Raw genomic sequence first — 17943 nt, forward strand, 5'->3', positions numbered from 1 at the left:
CGGTGGCTCGCAGGTCTGCAGGTAAGCGGCGAGTTTCGAAGCATGCTTACGGCACTCCCGTTCTCTCTCCTCCATCCCGGGCGCGCGCTGTCAGTTCGACGTCAGGCTGTTTCCGTCGGCGGGTCGATCCCGCTCCAAGGTCCCCGGTCCTTGGTCTCGGTATTCCTGCCATTACCGTCCACTCCTGCGCCATAGCCCGAACCTTGGCCGGTGCTACTTGGTCGTTGAGGCGTGGGTCGGGATCGGGGCTGGCGCGATCGTGCAGGTGCGGGTGGGGATCGGGACCTGCACGGTCGTTGAGCTGTGGGCCGGAATGGGGACCGGCACGGCCGTACAGGTGTGGGTCGGGATGGGGACCGGCACGGTCGTGGAGGTGGGTTGGTGATGAGGAACGGTGGGCCCGCCCTGAGCGAAAGCGCTCGGCAGGACTTCCAGCCCGACTCCGAGCCCGGCGATCGTCAGCGCCGAGCCGGTGGCCATCCAGACCGTCCGAGCACGTCGACGGGCACGGACCCCGGCTTGCAGCCGCTGCCGGTGCTGGTCCTCAAAGGGGGTGTTTGCCTGGGTATCGCGCATCATCCGCGCGAGTTCGTGTTCGAAGTCTTCCATGATGTCTCCTTTCACTTCACCGGCTCGATGGCGTCACCCAGGAGCTGCCGCAACCGCGTCACGCCCCGTGACGTAAGGGATCGGACGGTGCCCACCGGACACCCCAGCGCCTCGGCAACCTGCACCTCGGACAGGTCCTGGTAATAGCGCAGCACCACCGCGGCGCGCTGACGCACCGGCAACAATGCCAAGGCGGCCTCCAACCGAGTCCGGTCCTCCACGGCATCGGCCACATCGCCGGCGTCGGGAAGCTCCGGCAACCGTTCCACCGGACGCTCGCCCCACCAGCGACGTCGCGCCGAGCGAGCCGCCGCACGTGCCAGCACCCGGCGCACATACGCCTCCGGCGCCTGCTCGGCCACCCTCGGCCACGCAAACCACAGCTTGACCAGCGCCTCCTGCAGCAGATCCTCGGCCCGATGCCGATCTCCACCCGTGAGCAGATGCGCCAGGTGAAGCAGTGCCGACCAACGAGCCGCGACGAACCGGTCGAACGCATCGGCCCGCAACTGCCCCATCAACGCCATCCCTCGCCTCGATCACTCGCCTACACCCCTACAAAGGCACTGACCCACGTCCCGCTATGCAGTTCCCGAGCGTGAGCTGCCTCACATGCCCACCTCAGCCCCGTGCGTAAGCTCCCACACCGAAGCGCACATGCCGTGGGCGTTCATCACCATGTCCCGCTGCCTGTCCCGACCCCACCGGCAGACGACCCAGCTTCGAGAGCCTGGCAATCAGAGGCGCCACTGACCTTGAATGACTGGAGTTACGGCGATTCGAGTACGAAGCCGATCTGAGCGATGAAGCCTGGTCCGTCAGCGACGGACCAGGAACCCGGCCGATTACCGCTGGACGACGTGCGTGTCCGCAGGGGTCTTGTTCGTATCGGCGGCACACTCAACTAGGGCCTGTCCGATGCGTCGGCCGGGCGGTCCGCCGTGACCAGCCACGATGTGCTGCGCAGCCGGACCGTGCCGTCCGTCGCCTCGTGGTCGTGCAGATGGTCCGTCAGGGTGCGGCGGGCGAGGACCCGTGCAGTCGGGTCGGCCTGCTCTATCAGGTGGCGACCGGGTCCCGTTCCCAGCAGGAACTCCGCCGCATCCTCGGCTCCGTGCCCCCATGCCCCGTACGCCTGCGCCTGCGCCTGCGCTTGGTTGACGGTGATGCCGGTGAATCCAGCCGCGGTGAGGACGTCGCGGATGCGGTCCGGCGCGGCCAGGGAGAACATGCCCTCCGCCCGGCCGGCAAGACGAACTCGCAGCCGCACTGAGGCACAACGCCCGGGACGCCCGCCGACCGTTCACCCTGCTCGGCCTCACATGATCACGATCTGCACATCACGAAACTCCGCCGAAACCCTGAGGAGATGCTCACGCGCACCATCAGGATCCGACGCACAGTTATGCAACAGTAAGCTGCACCCGATTATCCCAGCCTCATCCGCAACATTGGATTTTTCTCTTGCGGCACTACTCGGCCAACTGTAGCCTGCGGTACGCAAAGTTAAGGGCACGCCAAGTGGCATACCCATCGCGTGGAACGGTCAAGTCTCAGGCTGCTTCAAAATTGCTCTATGGCGTTCAGTGAAAAGCTGCCATGGGGCCTGCTAGCGGAAAGACTCTGCATCGCGCGCTTTCCGGGAAAACGGGGGGACGAAGGGATGCATTCCCTATTAACGAGAATATGGGAATGGTGTCGACTCGGGCACCTGATTCAGAGTGTCATCGCAAGCCTGACGGCGTTGTCGTGCGTCACTCTCCTCGCCGCCGCGTCCCGAGGGCGAAAACATGAGTCCGAGATGATCGGTTCGCCTGCCCTGCCCGGCAGGCGTGTGACACCGCCGGAGTCCCGCGGGGCTGCGCGTCGCCTGGGAAGTCGTGTACGGGCATGGGTTCTGATGAGCATTCAGGTCACTGCAACTCGCCCGGTCAAAGGGAGTCCCGTGACTGCCCGCGCACCCTCCTGACCATGCCACGCACGTGGCTCACGAGATGCCTGCCCGCCGTGCGGTCGCCAGGGTGCGGGCGATGGGCGGGTCGCGCCCAGGTCGACCGAGTAGACCGGAACGCGCCCACGGCCCACTCGGCGATCTCGATGGTTCCCGCGCATCGCTGGTGACGCGGCAGTGGTCTTCGCGTCAGGTGCCACCAGCAGCTGTACCAACTCGCAGCCTGACATCATCGAAATCCCTATGAACAACCTGCACCCTCTTCCGCCGTCCATCCGGTTTGCTCGCCCCGGAATCCCACGCACCCCGTGGGGGCAACTCATGGACACTCTCGGTTCCAAGCCTTTCGATCCACGCGATCAGGGCGCCAACCGAATCCGATAGTTCCGCTCGAAAGACATCGGGGGAATTCAGCAATGCCAGAATCCACCAACACGCCCGCACGCACGAACCGGCCGGCCGACACTTCCCGAGCGCGGGCGAACATCCAGATCTCCTTTGCTCCGGGAGCGGTAGATCTGCCGTCGCTCGTGCCGATCATGTACACCTTCATGTTCCGGAACATCGCCAGTGACGGCTTCGTCTTCAGCGATCCGCAGTCGCCGGGCGACATTTCCCGGAACTCGAAGCCGGGGTGCATCATCGCCGCCCCGTCCTTCCCGGCCGACACCCCCGGCATCGACGAGGACTACGTCTTCAACTGGGTGCGCGACGGGGCCATCACGGCCATGGAGGTGGTCAAGGCCGACATGCCCACCCGCCCGGGCGGGACGGTGCAGACGCTCAACGATTACGTGCAGTTCGCCGACCTCTGCCACTCCAACGCCCAGCCGCCGTTGACCAAGGGGCACGCCTGCTTCAACATCGCCGGCGACGCCCGCCCGTGGACCGAGCAGAACGACGGTCCGGCCTTGCAGACGATCACCATCCTGGCCGCCTACGACCAGCTCGACGTCGGCACCCAGAAGCGTGCAGTCGACCTGGTGAACTCGAACGTGGCTTACCTCCTCGGCGTCTACCAGGGCCCCACCACGAACCTGTGGGAGGAACACAGCGGGTACAGCTTCTTCGCCCGCTCCGCCCAGCTGCGCTGCTTCGAGGAGATCCAGGCCTCGACCATCGTCGGCATCGACAAGCCGACCGGACTGCGGCCCGCCATCAAGTGGCTGCGCAAGGCCCTTGAGGGCCACTGGGACGGGAGCACGTACGTGAGCATGCTGGCCGACCCCGGTGACGGGGCTCAGCCATCGCCCCAGAATCCGGTCGTCAGCGGTTACGACCCGAACATCGACATCGTCCAGTCGGCCGTCTACGGCGCGGTTCCCGTCACCGACACCAAGCTGCTGGCCACAGCGGCCCAACTGCGCTCGCAGTGGGAGGAGGGCGGCATCGCCTTCTACCCGATCAACAAGGCCGACAAGGAAGCGTTCGGTATCGGGCCGCTGTTCGGCCGCTACCCGGGCGACGTCTACAACGGTGACACCGCGCACCCGGAACTCGGCGGCCACCCCTGGGCCCTCTCCACGTGCAACGTCGCTGAGCTGCACTACAAGCTGGCTGCCACGATCAAGTCGAGCGGCAAGGTGCCCATGGACGACCTGTCCGCACCCTTCTTCGCCCAGTCCGGCATCGACGCGTCGACGGCCCCGGCGGCAGCCGCCGCCGCTCTGGTGGCGACCGGTGACGCCATGGTGCAGGCCGTCGTCTACCACAGTGACAACTTGGAGCTCTCCGAGCAGTTCGACGGCGCCACCGGCTTCGAGCGCAGTGTGCACAACCTGACGTGGAGCTATGCCGCCTACCTGTCCGCCATGCGGGCCCGGGCCGAGGCCGTGTGACCCATGGCCGACCGACTCGAATCGCCACCATCACACCGGCCCCGGCCGCGCCCGGCAGCGGAGGAGTGACTGCCCCATGTACGCGAAGTTCCCCGAGGGGGCGGCGAAGCGCACCGACCCCACCGCGGCGTCCGAGGTTCTCTACGACGCCGTCATCGTCGGCGGCGGGATCGCCGGCGCCCTCATCGCCTCGCGGCTGGGCGACGCCGGCAAGAGGGTACTGATACTCGAAGCGGGCCCGGCCGAGGACCTCACCCTGAGGGGCTACGAGAGCTACCTCGATCGCTTCTACTCGGCTACCAGCAAGGACAACCAGTCCCCCTACCCGGTCGCCGCCAACGCCCCGATGCCCCGCGGCACCGACGCACGGCGCATCGTCCCGGGCGCGCCCGACGCCTCGGCCTACATCGTCCAGAGCGGGCCCTTCGCCACCGACACCACCTATACCCGGGTCCTCGGCGGCACCACCATGCACTGGGAGGCCAAGACGCTGCGGATGCTCCCCGAGGACTTCCGGATGCACACGCTCTACGGCGAGGGGGCCGACTGGCCGCTCACCTACGAGGACCTCGCCCCGTACTACAACGAGGCCGAACGCGAGATCGGCGTCTCCGCCGACGTAAAGGACCAGGCCTACCTCGGGATGACCTTCGACGAGGACTACGTGTTCCCGATGAAGGGGCTGCCGCTGTCGTACCTGGACCGGATGGTCGCCAAGGACCTCGACGGGATGCCGGTCGAGCTCGACGGCGAGCGGCGCGAGCTGCGGGTCCGGCCGTTCCCGCAGGGGCGGAACGGGATACCGAACCCGGCCTTCGACGGTGGGAAGGGCTATGTGCCGCGAGGGGCGGTGAGCACGTACCAGGTGGAGGTCGGCGGGCGGTGCCAGGGCAACAACAACTGCGTGCCCATCTGCCCGGTGCAGGCCAAGTACCACGCCGGCAAGACCCTCGCGGTGGCCCTACAGAGCGGCCGGGTCGACCTGGTCGCCCAGGCAGTGGCCTACAAGGTGCACGTCGATGAGCAGACCCGCCGGGTGACCGAGATCGAGTACCGCCGCTACGACCGGCCCGACAGCCCCGGCTTCACCACCATGAGGGCCCGGGGCCGGCTGTTCATCCTGGCCGCCAACGCGGTGGAGAACCCCCGGCTGATGCTGGCCTCCGGCCTGCGCAGTTCGAGCGGCCTGATGGGGCGGAACTTCATGGACCACGCCTACCTGTTGGCGTGGGCCCTGCTACCCGAGGTGGCCGGCACCTTCCGGGGCACGAACTGCACGGGCGGCATCACCGACCTGCGCGGGGGCCGCTTCCGCCGCCGCCAGGCGGCATTCAGCGTCGACATCCACAACGACGGCTGGGGCTGGGCCCGGGGGGCGCCGATGACCGACCTGATCGACCTGGTCGACGCCGGTGGCCGCTACGGCGAGTCCCTCCGCCAGGGCCTGGTGGACCGGGTGTCCCGCCAGCTGCAGTTGGCGTTCATGGTCGAGGTCCCCGCCAACCCGAGCAACCGGATCACCGTGGACCCGGCCTACACCGACCACCTGGGGAACATGCGGCCCATCCTCACCTACGACATCCCCGACTACACGATGCGCGGGGTGGCGTACGCCAGGCAGCTGTCGCGACGGATCTTCGCCCGCCTCGGAGCCGAGGACCACACCGCGTACGACCCGAACTTCTGGGGCTACGCCGTCCACGCCGGCGAGGGGTACGAGATCCGAGGGGGCAACCATCTCGCCGGCACCCACACCATGGGCCGCGACCCGTCGACCTCGGTGGTCAACCCGGATCAGCGGTGCTGGGATCACGACAACCTCTACCTGGTCGGCGGAGGAAGCATGCCCACCGTGGGCACGTCGAACGTGACGCTCACCATCGCCGCCCTGAGCCTGCGCAGCAGCCGCGCCATGCTGGCCCAGCTCGACGCCGAGACCGCACCGATCACCGTCACCTCGACCGGCGCCGGCCGGCGCCAACCTCAGGAGGTGGCCCGGTGACCGCGTCGACCATCAACAACCGTGACGACCTGATCAGCTATCTGCACGTGGCGATGGCGCTCGAGCACGCGACCATCCCTCCCTACCTGACCGCGTACTACTCCATACAGTCCACCACCAACTCCGACGCCGCCCACATCATCCGAGTGGTCGCGGTGGAGGAGATGCTGCACCTGACCCTCGTCGCCAACATCCTCAACGCCATCGGCGGGAGGCCGGACCTGACCCGCCCCGGCTTCGTGCCGTCCTACCCGGCCTACCTGCCCGACGGGGAGGACGACTTCACCGTCGACCTGCGGCCCCTGTCCCCCGAGGCGGTGGAGACGTTCTGCAAGATCGAGCGGCCGGGCCAGGCCCCCCGTGCCGACGGACGGCTGCTGCGCACACCGGACAGCGGGAGTCCGGTACTGGCCTTCAGCCCCACGGCCGAGGGGATGCGCTTCTACAGCATCGGTGAGTTCTACGCAGAGATCATCGAAGGACTCGAGAAGGTGGCGGCCGACGACCCCAAGCTCTTCTCCGGAGATCCGGCCCTTCAGGTGGGGCCCGAGTACTTCTACTCCGGCGGCGGGGCGGTGATCGTCGTCTCCGACCTGGACTCGGCCTGCCGGGCGCTGCGCTTCATCGCCGCTCAGGGCGAGGGCCTCGATTCGGGCATCTACGACGCGGACGGGGAGCTGGCCCACTACTACCGGTTCCGGCAGTTGCAGCTCGGCCGCTACTACCAGATGGGCGACGCCCCCGACGCACCTTCGGGGCCGCCGCTCAGCGTCGCCTGGGACGATGTGTACAACGTGAAGGTGAGTGCCCGGCTGGCCGACTACCCGGCGGGTTCGGAACTCGCGGGTGTCGCCCGGGACTTCAACGCCGCCTACGGGGCCTTCCTCGCCCTGCTCACCAGAGCGTTCAACGGGCATCCGGGCCTCTTGCAGGACGCCGTCTGCGACATGTTCCGCCTGCGCGACGGGTTCAACCTGCTGGTACGCAACCCCCTGCCGGGCAGCGACGGTCTGCACGCCGCTCCTACCTTCGAGATCCCGGCCGCGTTCGGGGCCGATCCGGAGGCCGCACCGGCCGCCGGCGCGAGTGCCCGGGGGGTGACGCGGTGACCGCCCCGTCGTTCGAGGAGTTCCTCTCCCTGTCGGTCGACGTGACCGCCTTTGAGGAGACCGTTCTGCTCGGCACCGGTCTGGCCCGCCATTACCTGGCCAAAGTGCAGGCGGCCTGCGGCGACGAGGTCGTCACCGCCCTCTTGGACGCCCACCGGGCGGCCCGGGCGGACGCGGCCGTTGATGCCGACGGCCATGACCGGGCCCTGCCCGAACGGGCCTTGCCCGACCGGGCGCTGCTCGACCGCGCCCTGCGCCACCGGATCTTCAGCGACGACCGCCTCGGCCCGGTGGCCCGTAATGTGATCAAGCTCTGGTACGCCGGGATGTGGTACGCGCTGCCACCCGAGTGGACCGACTGCTACGGGGCCCACGCTGCGGGCGAAGCCTCCACGGTCACCGCCGCCTCCTACCAGGAGGGGCTGCTGTGGCGGGCCATCGGGGCCAATCCGCCGGGCGCAAAGGCCCCCGGTTACGGCTCCTGGGCTCAGCCACCCCGCATCGAGGACCGCTACCTGAATGGGGCGACGAAATGACCGACTTGGCGAACCGCCTCGGCCCGGACAAGGTGAAGCTCGGCGTCTGCTGCACCCTGTGGTGGAACGACGACTTCCCCGCCATCGACGCCGACATCTCCTTCGGCCAGGCCGTGAGCGAGATGGCGCTCGCCGGCTTCCAGGGCTGCAGCATCGGGCACAAGTACCCCTCGGACGCCGCCGCGCTCAAGGCCGCCCTCGACCTCCGCGGCCTACGGGTGTCCGAGCCCTGGACGAGCACGTACTTCACGATCGACAAGATGCGGCAGAAGACGATCGCCGCCTTCGAGGAGACACTGGCCCATATCAAGGCGCTGGGCGGGACCGAGTTGGTCGTGGCCGAGTTCGGAGCGTCGTCGCACCTGCTCCCCGTCGACGTGTTCGCCAACCGCCCGGTTTTCACCGATGCCCAGTGGGACGCCCTGACGTCGGGCCTGGACGAACTCGGCAAGATCGCGGGCTCGGCCGGGATGAAGCTCAGCTATCACCACCACATGGGTACCGGCGTCATGACCCGGGCCGATGTCGACCGGCTGATGGCCTCGACCGATCCGGCCCTGGTCCACCTCCTGCTCGACACCGCCCACATCGCCTTTGCCGGCGACGATCCACTGGACCTGGCCCGGGCTCACGCCGACCGCATCGGCCACGTCCACATGAAGAGCATCCGGCCCGAGGTCGTGAGCCGGGTGCGGGAAGAGGGCCTCTCGTTCCAGGAGGGCGTCGAACTCGGCGTCTTCACCGTGCCCGGAGACGGCGCGATCGACTTCCGGCCCATCCTCGAAGTGCTGGCCGACGCCGATTACCGGGGGTGGCTGGTCGTGGAGGCCGAGCAGGATCCGAACAAGGCCAACCCGCTCGAGTACGCCAAGAAGGCCCGCGCCTACCTCGCAGACGTCTTGGGCTGGTGACGATGAACGCGACATTCGGACGAGACGTCTTCTTCAGCTTCTTCATGTTCACGGCCGATCTCAGGCCGCAGGACTCGGATTACACCCGGATCCTGATCCGTCATCTGAAGGCCCTTACGGACATGGGCTACGACGGCTTCGACGTGCACATCGCCTCCCGGCCCACGACCGTCGATCACAAGCGCGAGGTCGACAGCTATATCGGCCTCAAGAAGGCATTCGACCAGGCAGGGCTACAGGAGGTGAAGTTCACCACCAACGTCGGGACCACGCGGACCTTCGACCCGACCTCACCGTATGAGGAACAGCGCAGACAGGCCCTGTCCTACCTCAAGTCACGCGTTGACATCACGCGGGTCCTGGGCGGCGACTCGATCATGTCAGGGCCCTTCCTCTACCCCTACGGCGTCTTTCCGGTCACGGACGCCAATGAACCGCTATGGAGCGACGCCCTCCAGGACTGGATGAAGCCGCGCTATCACGCGGCCCGTTCCGTCTTCGAAGAGCTGTCGGAGTACGCCGCGGCGCGCGGAGTGCAGCTCGCCATCGAGCCCGTCAAAAGCTGGGAGACGCCCCCGCCCAACATGGTCTCCGAGGTACTCGATTTCCTCGATGGCCTCCAGCACGCGCGGGGCGGCGTAACGATCGACACCGCGCAAGTCGTGATGGAAAGCCAGGGGCCTTCGGTCTTCAAAAACAATGTCGCGCGAGCCGTACGGCAGAACCGACTCTCCTACGTCCACATATCCGCACCCGATCGGGGTGCGGTGAAAGACAGCTGGATCCCGTGGGACATCATCCTGAACGAGATCGACCCGGTCTACCGCGGCCCGTACCTGATCGAAGTGTTCAACGCCATCCCGCCGTTCGACAGCTCCATGCGCATGGCGCGCCGGCGCTTCTGGCGGCCGGGCGAGGACGACCCGGTGCCGGGCGTTGACAGCGCTTACGACGTCGCGAGGGCTGCGTTGGCGGAACTGCGAGAGCACACCACATAACCTCGGAAAGGTCCCGCATGCTGGCTCAGGTGTCAGATCCCATCGTCATGGTCGTGAAGCAGGAAGGCGATGTCCGTATTCACACCTTCGTCGCCTCCTTCGCGTACAGCAACATCGCGAACGCCACGCACATCATCGAAACCAGAAACCAACTGGTCCTCGTGGATGGGCAGTTCCTCGTCCCGTACGCACGGGCATTCAGGGACTACGCCGACAGCCTGGGCAAGCCGATCGAAAGGCTGTACCTCTCGCACCGGCACCCTGACCACTGGTTCGGCTTGGGAGCCGCGTTCAGCGACATCGAGATCCACGCGTTGTCCGAAACCATGGACTTCATCCAGGAGCACGGGGAGGACTCGCGAAGTGACCACTGGAAGCTCGGCGATCTCGTTCCGGAGCACATAGTCGTTCCCAAGCAGGTCGTCAGCCCCGGTGTCGAGACGATCGACGGGGTCAGGTATGTCTTCGACCGCGTAACAGACACCGAAATCGACTATCACCTCACCATCAGGCTCCCTGAGCTGGGAGTGTATTTCGCTCAGGACCTGCTCTACAGCGGCACCCATCTGTACCTCACGAAACACCTGGACCACTGGATTCGGGTGCTGCAAGAAATGCTGGTGTCGGACTACGAGTTGTTCATGCCGGGCCACGGCCTGCCGGCCGACAAAAATGAGGTCGCCCGTAACGTCGAGTACCTGTCGACCGCTCGGCAGGCAATCGGCAACGGACTGGCGGACAACGCCTTCAAGGCTTTCATGCTCCAGCGGTATCCGGAACGTAAATGCCCGGGGATCTTCGACATCTACATGCCCCGGCTGTTCGGCAGTGCGAGCGACTACTGACAACGGAGGGGGTCACACCATGAGCGAGGGTTCCACCGTTGGGCGGTACCTGGTCGACCGGCTCCGTCAACTGGGGCTGGGGCATCTGTTTTCCATCGCGGGCGACTATTCGATCGAGTGGTTGAACCGGTACGTCACACCGAGCAGCATTGAAATCATCGAGGAAGTCAACGAGGTAAATGCCGGTTATGCGGCGGACGGGTACGCGAGGCTGAAGGGTATCGGGGCTCTCTGTGTCACCTACTCCGCGGGCGCATTGTGTGCCGTGAACGCGGTCGCCGGCGCTTACGTCGAGAAGGTGCCGCTCGTACTGATCAATGGCACACCGAGCATAAAGAAGACGCTCACCTTCGAGCAGACCGGCTTCAGTGCGCATCACTTCATCAGCGGCCGTGAAACAGATATGCAGTCGTTCGAACATATAACGGTCGCAACCATACGAGTTGACAACCCGGACCTTGCGCCGACGCTGATCGATTATGCACTGACCAGGTGCATAACCGAACGACGCCCTGTCTACATTGAGCTTCTCCAGGACATGGTCGACTTGGAGTGCGAGCCGCCGAGGGGCGTTCTGAAGCCGGCCAGGATCCTGTCGGACGAGACCAGCCTGGAACAGTCGGTCGCACAGATCTGCGCAAAGCTTGAAAGCGCCGAGAACCCGCTCATCTGGCTGGGTGTGGAGATCGACCGGTTCGGCCTTCAGGACAAGGCCATGAGCCTGGTACAGCAACTGAACGTCCCCTTCGTCACGGAACTCCTCAGCAAGGCCGTCCTCTCCGAAGATGACGCGCTGTTTGCCGGCGTGCTGGACGGCCAGGCATCATCGGCCGCCGTTACGGAGCTGGCCGCGACATCGGATTTTGTACTGGGCCTCGGCGTGTGGCTGACCGACATCAACTCGTTGGGCTGGGAACCGGACTACGACAAGACCGCATTTGCGTCGTTCGACGCGGTCAAGTTCGGAACCTTCTTCGGCGGACAGGTCGCGTTGGAGCACCTGATCGACGGCATACTGGCCGAAAAGGTGGTGCCCAAAACGCGGAAGCTGCCGGAGAATTCGACGCGGAGCGCGCCGACCGTGGGCTCGTCCGACGTGATCACGTACCAGGGGTTCTACAACTTCATCCAGCAGTACGTCGACAGGAACACCATCGTCGGCGCCGACGCGAGCATGAACTACTTCGGCAGCCTGCTGCTCGATGTGCCGGGGCCGGGCGGGTTTGTCGTTCAGTCGTCCTACTCATCGATCGGCTACAGCGCGCCGGCTGCGACGGGTATCTGCCTGGCAAAGCGGCCCGACCAAAGGGTCATGGTCTTCACGGGTGACGGCGGCTTCCAGATGACCGCCCAGTGCCTCTCGACGCAGACGCGTTTCAAGCTCAACCCGATCATCTTCGTCATCGACAACGGCGTCTACGCCGTGGAGCAGTGGCTCGCCGATGCATCGGTCTTCCATACCGACAAGCCGTTCTACAAACCCTGCATCCTGCACCGGTGGAATTACAGCCTGCTGTCCGAGGTGTTCGGTTGCCGGGGGTGGGAAGTCGGCACGTACGGAGAGCTGAGGGATGCCGTGACGGGTGCTCTGAAGAACGCGAGCAGCCCCTCCATCATCCAGGTCCACGTACCGAACAAATCAATTCCCGACAATGCGAAGTGGAAATCCCAGTAGCAGGACACGAGGAGAGAATAATGCCGACGAAGATCACTGCAATCTACGAGAACCCGAAATCCGCCGAGGCCTTCGAGGCCGGTCACCACGAGCAGATCGACCTGGCGCAGAAGATCCCCGGGGTCCAGCGGATCGAGAGCGCGAAGGTCTGGCCGAAGGAGGACGGCAGCGAGACGCCGGCTTATCGCGTACTCGACATGTACTTCGCCGACTACGATGCGGCCAGCAGGGCCGTAACGACCCAAGAGGCATCGGCGTTTGTCACCAAGGCCTTCGAGCTGGCGACGGGCGGTGTGCGGCTCCTCTTCACAGATATCGAGGAGGTCTGACCTCGATTCTTCCGAGGCCCGGCGTCCTCGCCGTCAGCGACTGACTGCCCGATATGTCCCGTGACTGGCCGGGCTGTCGCATGACGCTGCGGGGGCGTCGGGTCCACGGGCCCGAGTTTGCCACCCCCAAGGCCGGCAGCCGCTCCAGGCAGCCGGGACCGGGTAGGCACGGTCGCCGGCCCGGCCTTCGGGAAGCGACCCGGGCGGGGCGCGCGAGGCCCCGACCGCTCCCCCTTTCCCCGTCCTGATCAGGTCACCTGGAAGTTGGCCATCATCGCCATGTCCTCGTGTTCGAGGTTGTGGCAGTGCAGCATGTAGCGGCCCTTGTAGCCGGTGAACCGTACGAGGACTTCGACCACTTCATAGGGGCGGACGTCCACGGTGTCCTTCCAGCCGGCGTCCGCGTCCCTTGGTGGTCTGCCGCCGCGGGCGGTGACCTGGAACTGGGCCAGGTGCACATGGACGGGATGGTGGAAGTCGCTGCTGAAGCGCCAGCGTTCCACACTGCCCAGCCGCGGGGAGGCCAGCACCGCATCCGTGCTGAACGGCCGCCCGTTGACCGTCCACATCTGCCGCTCGTCCGAGCCGTCAGCGCCGTGCGTGCGGCGGAAGTCGAAGGAGCGCACCGGCAGTGTGCTGTTCGGGGAGAGGGCGGCGAACGAGGGTGACAGACGGGCCGGTATCCGGCTGTCGTCCTTCGCCCTGCGCACGACGTGGAAGCGCATGACGTCGCGCATGCGGCCCTCGGCCGCGGTGTTGTGCACGGTGACCGTGCTGCCGAGGGGAAAGGAGGAGAAGTCGACGACGACGTCGAAGCGTTCGCCGGGCGCCATGTTCACGGCGTCCAGCGGCTGGGGTGCGGCGAGCAGACCGCCATCGCTGCCGATCTGGACGAACCTCCCGTGCGTGCTGCCGCCGGGGTCGAGCCGCAGCCGGTAGCGGCGGGCGTTGGAGCCGTTCAGCAGCCGGAAGCGGTAGCGGGCGGCGGCCACCTCCATCAGGGGCCACGGGGCGCCGTTGACGAGCTGAACGTCCCCGAGCACCCCGTCCGGGAATGCGTCACGGTCGTGATGGGACGGGTAACGGAAGGAGCCGTCCGCGGCGAAGGACCGGTCGCACAGCATCAGGGGAACGTCCCGGTCCCCGTCCGGCAACGGCAGCCGGTCCTCCTCGGCGTCGCGAACGAGGAAGAAGCCGGCGAGGCCGCGCCAGACCTGCGGGGCGCTGAAGTCCATGCGGTGGTCGTGGTACCAGAGTGTCGCCGCCCGCTGCGGCAGCGGGTACTCGTAGCTGCGGTAACCCACGGCGGTCCGCCCGGGGTGGGCACCGGCCATGCCGTCGTGTGTCCGGCCGGGCGCACAGCGGGTCGGCAGCAGCAGGTCGGTGGGGTAGCCGTCGGACGCGGGCGGGGTGACGCCGCCGTGCAGATGCGTGACGGTCGGCACGGCAAGGCTGTTGAACATCTCGATGACGGTCCGGCGCCCGGACCTGGCGGCGAAGGTCGGGCCGGGGAAGATCCCGTCGTACCCCCACACCGTGGTCTTCCGGCCGGGCAGGATCTCCACCCGGCCCTCGCGCTGCTCGACTCGGTAGAAGTCGGCGCCGCGCTCGCTGCGCACCGGCCGGGCCACCGGCGGTACCGGCAGCGGCACGCCGAAGGGCCGGGGCAGCGAACCTGCACTGGCCAGGACGCGCCCGGTGGACGCCCCGGCAAGGCGGGACCAGCCGGCCGCGCCCACCGTGATCGCCGCACCGACGCTTGCCGACGCACCGGCGCCCCGCCGTTCCCGGTCATCGAGGACCGGCCCCGGCCGCGAGGGCCCGCTCGTACGCGGCGAAGCCGTCCTCGACGCCCAGGAAGACCTCGCCGAACGTCAGATAGCCCTCGGCGATGACCGGGGTGTCCCGCAGCGCCTCGATGAGGAAGTAGTACCCGCCCAGGTCATCCGTCTCCAGCACGGCGAAGTCCGAGATACGCCCGTGAAACGCCTCGGCGTCGAAGAACCGGGCCGTGACCCGGTCGGCATAGGCGGCGAAGACCGGCTCCAGGTGCGCGGCGCGCATCGCGTTGCGCTGCTCGCGCGACAGCGCCAGCCAGCGCGGAGTGACCGTGTACGTGAGCACGATGCCGTAGGTCATCAGAATCCCCCGAAGAGAGTTGCTAACACCGTTAACTTTCGGAGGAAGCTAAAGTTATAGGCGTTAACTTTGTCAAGGGGAAGGTGGGTGCACGACCGTGCCCAGCGCATCGGGAACCGCTGCCGGAGGACGTCGTCACCGCGTCCGCGAAGAGGCGCTGGCCGAGATCCTCCGCACCGGCCGCCGACTGCTGGTGGACGAGGGACCGTCCGCCGTCACACTGCGGGCGATCGCACGGGAAATGGGCATGACCGCACCCGGCCTCTACCGCTACTACGGCAGCCACCGCGACCTCATCCAGGCGCTGACCTCACACCTGTACGACGAGCTGGCCGCGGCCCTGGCGCAGGCGCGCGAACGCCATCCGGACTCCGAACCGGGCCGACGGCTGCGGGAGGTGTGCCGGGAACTGCGCCGCTGGGCCCTGGCCCATCCCCGCGAGTTCGGGCTGCTGTTCGCCAAACCGGTCACCGACGCCGACACCGCGCCCGGATCGGCCGCACACGACCCCAGCTGGCGCTTCGGCACCATCCTCCTGGACCTGATGGTCCAGCTCTGGCACCGCGGCGACATCCAGCCGCCCAACGACCTGGACCCCTCGTGGATCGTCCAATTGGAGGAGGTACGCGAGCACCTGGGGGGCGAACCCGTGCCGCTGGAGATCCTCTACGTCTTCGTCTCCTGCTGGGCCCGCCTGTACGGAGCCGTGGCCGTAGAGGTCTTCGGCCACCTCGACTTCGCCCTCACCGACCCCGAGCCACTCTTCGAGCACACCCTCCACGACGTCCTGACCGCCTTGGGAGAGTCGGGCACCGCCAGGCGCGCCACTCGGGCACATGATCGCTGATACCTCTCCGCGACAACGGGTTCGCACGCCCCACGGATTCACCGGCACCGGCATGTGGATCTGGATCTCACCGTCGAAGAACCGCTGGGCCATCATGCTGACCAACAAGCACTGCTGTTGTCAGGGTCGGCGAAACGGCTACGGGCCCCGGCACCACGGGCGATACCGTTCACCGGACTTCACATGATCTCTCGGCCCGCTTCGGAGCAGCCCGTGAGCAACGCTTACTCTCCCGTCCCGGAACTCAATGGCCTCAAGGAGTTCGACGAGCGCTGTGGAAGCGAGTACTACGCCAACGGATTCGAGCTCGTCGAGTTCGGCAGACCCAGCGGTGCCGAGACATACTCGGACGAGCAAGAGTTCATCGACAGCTTCGTGTGCTTCGCCCGCGCCAACAGATCCGGTTCGGACTATGCGTTCTGGCGCGTCGACCACGGTGCTGACCTGGCCACGTCGCCCGTGGTGGTCTTCGGAGACGAGGGCGGAATATGTGTCGTCGCCGGCAACCTCCGGGATCTGTTTCGGCAACTGGGATGTGACTGGTGGCAGTGGCCTTCTTTCAGCGGGGCAAGAAGGGACTCGGCGAACACCCGACACAGGCGGTGCGGAAAATGTTGGGTGATCGGGACCGGTGCCGCCGCACGATGGGGGCATGGATGACACGACCTTGGTATCCCGATTCCTCCGCGACGGCTTCGTGAAGTTGGAGGGCGCCGTCGCGCCGCGAGTGGCCGCGGACTGTGCACGGCTGCTGTGGCGAGAGACCGGCTGCGACCCGGATGATCCGGCGACGTGGACACAGCCCGTGCGATGGGTGGCCGGCATGGCACAGGGGCCGTTCGCCGCCGCACCCAACTCCCCTTCCCTGCAACGCGCGTACGACCTGCTCGTCGGCGCGGGACGCTGGGAGCCGCGCTACTCGCTGGGCACGTTCCCCCTGCGCTTCCCGCACGAGGAGGAACCGGACGACGCGGGCTGGCACATCGAGGGGAGCTATCTGCCGGAGGGTGAGAGCTGGTACTTCACAAATCTGCGCTCCCGGGGCCGGGCGTTGCTGATGCTGTTCCTGTTCAGCGAGGTCGGTGAGGAGGACGCCCCGACCCGGATCCGGGTCGGCTCACACCTCGACGTGCCGAAGGTGCTGGAGAAGTACGGGGAGGACGGGGCGAGCGGGCCGGCTCTTGCGCCCGATCTGGTGGCGGCGTCCGACCACCGGCCACTCGCCCTCGCCACCGGGTCCCCGGGCGACGTTTTCCTGTGCCATCCGTTCCTGGTGCACGCGGCGCAACCGCACCATGGGGTGCGGCCACGCTTCATGGCCCAGCCGCCGCTGATGCCGGCCGCACCGTACGAACTGGAGCGGGCCGACGGCGCGTACTCACCCGTGGAGATCGCGATCCGTCGGGGCCTGGGAAAGCACACTTCGGTCACCAGTCCTCGCTGAGCAACGCTCAACCAGGTGAAGTACCGACTGCCGCCTCGGGATGGGAAATGGACGACCCTTCTGTTGGGTGAGGCGGACGAGGGCGACGACACCGCCGAGACAGTGGGCAGCGTCCGGCTGAAACAGGCGTCACGGACATGTCCCAACTCACCTGTCAGTGCCGCTGGTTGACCGTTTCGTCAGGAGACGTAGGGGAGCATCTGGCGGGATTGCCCGTCCGGTTCCACGGCCAGGGCGTTGGCGAGGCCGCAGACAAGACGGTAGTAGCCGACCAGGACGAGGGTCTCGGTGACGACCTGGGCGCCGCAGAGTTGGTAGGCCCGCCGGATGGTCCCGCCGGTGCAGGTGGCGCCCTGGAGGAGTTCACGGCCTGCTGCCAGGAGCGCGGCTTCTTGTGGCGGGAAGGGGCCGGGTAGCGGCTTCCGCTGCCGTATGAGCAAGGCTTGCTCGCTGGTGATGCCCGCGGCCTGGCCGAGCGGGATATGGGCCTGGGTCACATAGGCGGATGCGGTGCTGGTCGCGGTGTCGAGGATCAGCAGTTCGCGTTGGCGTGGGGTGAGGTGGAGCCGGCCGAGGCCGGCGAGTCCGAGGCTGATGAGGCCGCCGGCGTAGGCGGGAGCGTTGCCGAAGGCGCGGAACAGGTTGAGCGGCGGCACTTGTTTCAGCGGCTCGGGGAGGTCCTCGGGGCGTGGGTAGGGCAGGCGCACGGC

The 17943-nt window shown here is 66.9% G+C and carries 17 protein-coding genes and 1 pseudogene; 12 read left to right on the forward strand and 6 right to left on the reverse strand.

All coding sequences use genetic code 11. The features are described from left to right. Nucleotides 1-213: 213 nt before the first annotated feature. The 3 genes and pseudogenes from SNA_RS38425 to SNA_RS20550 all read right to left on the reverse strand — a co-directional run. Nucleotides 214-609: a hypothetical protein gene (locus SNA_RS38425; RefSeq protein ID WP_051877087.1), complete on the reverse strand. Its 396-nt coding sequence runs from the start codon at nt 607-609 to the stop codon at nt 214-216. Nucleotides 610-620: 11 nt separating this feature from the next. Next, a complete protein-coding gene (locus SNA_RS20545) occupies nt 621-1127 on the reverse strand; it encodes a SigE family RNA polymerase sigma factor (protein WP_044366588.1) in 507 nt (168 codons plus the stop codon). 386 nt (nt 1128-1513) lie between these two features. Then, nucleotides 1514-1843, reverse strand: a pseudogene (locus SNA_RS20550) (class I SAM-dependent methyltransferase); the annotation flags it as partial. Nucleotides 1844-3111: 1268 nt separating this feature from the next. Here SNA_RS20550 and SNA_RS20555 point away from each other — a divergent pair. The 9 genes from SNA_RS20555 to SNA_RS20595 all read left to right on the forward strand — a co-directional run bounded on the left by SNA_RS20555 (nt 3112) and on the right by SNA_RS20595 (nt 12803). Next, nucleotides 3112-4398, forward strand: a complete 1287-nt coding sequence (locus SNA_RS20555) for a glycoside hydrolase family 15 protein (RefSeq protein WP_030063492.1) — start codon at nt 3112-3114, stop codon at nt 4396-4398. A 76-nt stretch (nt 4399-4474) separates the two neighbouring features. Next, nucleotides 4475-6400 (forward strand): GMC family oxidoreductase, encoded by a 1926-nt coding sequence (locus tag SNA_RS20560; protein WP_044366136.1) that lies wholly within the window; start codon nt 4475-4477, stop codon nt 6398-6400. Then, the gene (locus tag SNA_RS20565) at nt 6397-7509 is read left to right on the forward strand and encodes a ferritin-like domain-containing protein (RefSeq protein WP_030063496.1); all 1113 of its coding nucleotides are present in this window, start codon (nt 6397-6399) and stop codon (nt 7507-7509) included. Before SNA_RS20560 ends, SNA_RS20565 begins: the two co-directional genes overlap by 4 nt. Beyond that, complete coding sequence (locus SNA_RS20570; protein ID WP_037788553.1) at nt 7506-8045, forward strand: hypothetical protein; 540 nt, start codon at nt 7506-7508, stop codon at nt 8043-8045. The genes SNA_RS20565 and SNA_RS20570 overlap by 4 nt, the downstream gene beginning before the upstream one ends. Then, on the forward strand, nt 8042-8956 hold the full coding sequence (gene iolE, locus SNA_RS20575; protein ID WP_030063499.1) for a myo-inosose-2 dehydratase: 915 nt from the start codon (nt 8042-8044) through the stop codon (nt 8954-8956). Before SNA_RS20570 ends, iolE begins: the two co-directional genes overlap by 4 nt. Nucleotides 8957-8958: 2 nt before the next feature. Beyond that, on the forward strand, nt 8959-9954 hold the full coding sequence (locus SNA_RS20580) for a sugar phosphate isomerase/epimerase family protein (RefSeq protein ID WP_030063501.1): 996 nt from the start codon (nt 8959-8961) through the stop codon (nt 9952-9954). 29 nt (nt 9955-9983) lie between these two features. Further along, nucleotides 9984-10799 (forward strand): MBL fold metallo-hydrolase, encoded by an 816-nt coding sequence (locus SNA_RS20585; protein WP_198535100.1) that lies wholly within the window; start codon nt 9984-9986, stop codon nt 10797-10799. Between the two features lie 19 nt (nt 10800-10818). Next, on the forward strand, nt 10819-12474 hold the full coding sequence (locus tag SNA_RS20590; protein ID WP_030063505.1) for an alpha-keto acid decarboxylase family protein: 1656 nt from the start codon (nt 10819-10821) through the stop codon (nt 12472-12474). A gap of 20 nt (nt 12475-12494) precedes the next feature. Beyond that, a complete protein-coding gene (locus SNA_RS20595; protein WP_030063507.1) occupies nt 12495-12803 on the forward strand; it encodes an EthD family reductase in 309 nt (102 codons plus the stop codon). 248 nt (nt 12804-13051) lie between these two features. Here SNA_RS20595 and SNA_RS20600 read toward each other — a convergent pair whose 3' ends face one another. Together SNA_RS20600 and SNA_RS20605 are read right to left on the reverse strand one after the other, a co-directional pair. Continuing rightward, nucleotides 13052-14542, reverse strand: coding sequence for a multicopper oxidase family protein (locus SNA_RS20600; RefSeq protein ID WP_241779760.1), 1491 nt, complete (start codon nt 14540-14542; stop codon nt 13052-13054). Between the two features lie 52 nt (nt 14543-14594). After that, on the reverse strand, nt 14595-14942 hold the full coding sequence (locus SNA_RS20605; RefSeq protein WP_037788554.1) for a darcynin family protein: 348 nt from the start codon (nt 14940-14942) through the stop codon (nt 14595-14597). A 97-nt stretch (nt 14943-15039) separates the two neighbouring features. On the opposite strand from SNA_RS20605, the gene SNA_RS20610 reads away from it, so the two are divergent. The 3 genes from SNA_RS20610 (at nt 15040) to SNA_RS20615 (ending at nt 17233) form a co-directional block, all read left to right on the forward strand. Then, nucleotides 15040-15789, forward strand: a complete 750-nt coding sequence (locus tag SNA_RS20610) for a TetR/AcrR family transcriptional regulator (RefSeq protein WP_044366141.1) — start codon at nt 15040-15042, stop codon at nt 15787-15789. Nucleotides 15790-16002: 213 nt separating this feature from the next. Then, entirely contained in the window at nt 16003-16449 is a 447-nt protein-coding gene (locus tag SNA_RS42595) for a hypothetical protein (protein WP_051877089.1), read from the forward strand. Then, nucleotides 16442-17233, forward strand: a complete 792-nt coding sequence (locus SNA_RS20615) for a phytanoyl-CoA dioxygenase family protein (protein ID WP_030063513.1) — start codon at nt 16442-16444, stop codon at nt 17231-17233. The genes SNA_RS42595 and SNA_RS20615 overlap by 8 nt, the downstream gene beginning before the upstream one ends. Before the next feature lie 179 nt (nt 17234-17412). Here SNA_RS20615 and SNA_RS38430 read toward each other — a convergent pair whose 3' ends face one another. Beyond that, nucleotides 17413-17940, reverse strand: a complete 528-nt coding sequence (locus SNA_RS38430; RefSeq protein ID WP_206742966.1) for a carboxymuconolactone decarboxylase family protein — start codon at nt 17938-17940, stop codon at nt 17413-17415. Nucleotides 17941-17943: the final 3 nt, after the last annotated feature.

It is taken from the genome of Streptomyces natalensis ATCC 27448, from assembly GCF_000935125.1.
Lineage (GTDB): Bacteria > Actinomycetota > Actinomycetes > Streptomycetales > Streptomycetaceae > Streptomyces > Streptomyces natalensis.

Excerpts from the sequence above, each read along its gene's own strand:
- SNA_RS38425 (WP_051877087.1), bottom strand. The coding sequence starts at position 609 with ATGGAAGACTTCGAACACGAACTCGCGCGGATGATGCGCGATACCCAG.
- SNA_RS20545 (WP_044366588.1), bottom strand. The coding sequence starts at position 1,127 with ATGGGGCAGTTGCGGGCCGATGCGTTCGACCGGTTCGTCGCGGCTCGT.
- SNA_RS20555 (WP_030063492.1), top strand. The coding sequence starts at position 3,112 with ATGTTCCGGAACATCGCCAGTGACGGCTTCGTCTTCAGCGATCCGCAG.
- SNA_RS20560 (WP_044366136.1), top strand. The coding sequence starts at position 4,475 with ATGTACGCGAAGTTCCCCGAGGGGGCGGCGAAGCGCACCGACCCCACC.
- iolE (WP_030063499.1), top strand. The coding sequence starts at position 8,042 with ATGACCGACTTGGCGAACCGCCTCGGCCCGGACAAGGTGAAGCTCGGC.
- SNA_RS20580 (WP_030063501.1), top strand. The coding sequence starts at position 8,959 with ATGAACGCGACATTCGGACGAGACGTCTTCTTCAGCTTCTTCATGTTC.
- SNA_RS20590 (WP_030063505.1), top strand. The coding sequence starts at position 10,819 with ATGAGCGAGGGTTCCACCGTTGGGCGGTACCTGGTCGACCGGCTCCGT.
- SNA_RS20595 (WP_030063507.1), top strand. The coding sequence starts at position 12,495 with ATGCCGACGAAGATCACTGCAATCTACGAGAACCCGAAATCCGCCGAG.
- SNA_RS20605 (WP_037788554.1), bottom strand. The coding sequence starts at position 14,942 with ATGACCTACGGCATCGTGCTCACGTACACGGTCACTCCGCGCTGGCTG.
- SNA_RS20615 (WP_030063513.1), top strand. The coding sequence starts at position 16,442 with ATGGATGACACGACCTTGGTATCCCGATTCCTCCGCGACGGCTTCGTG.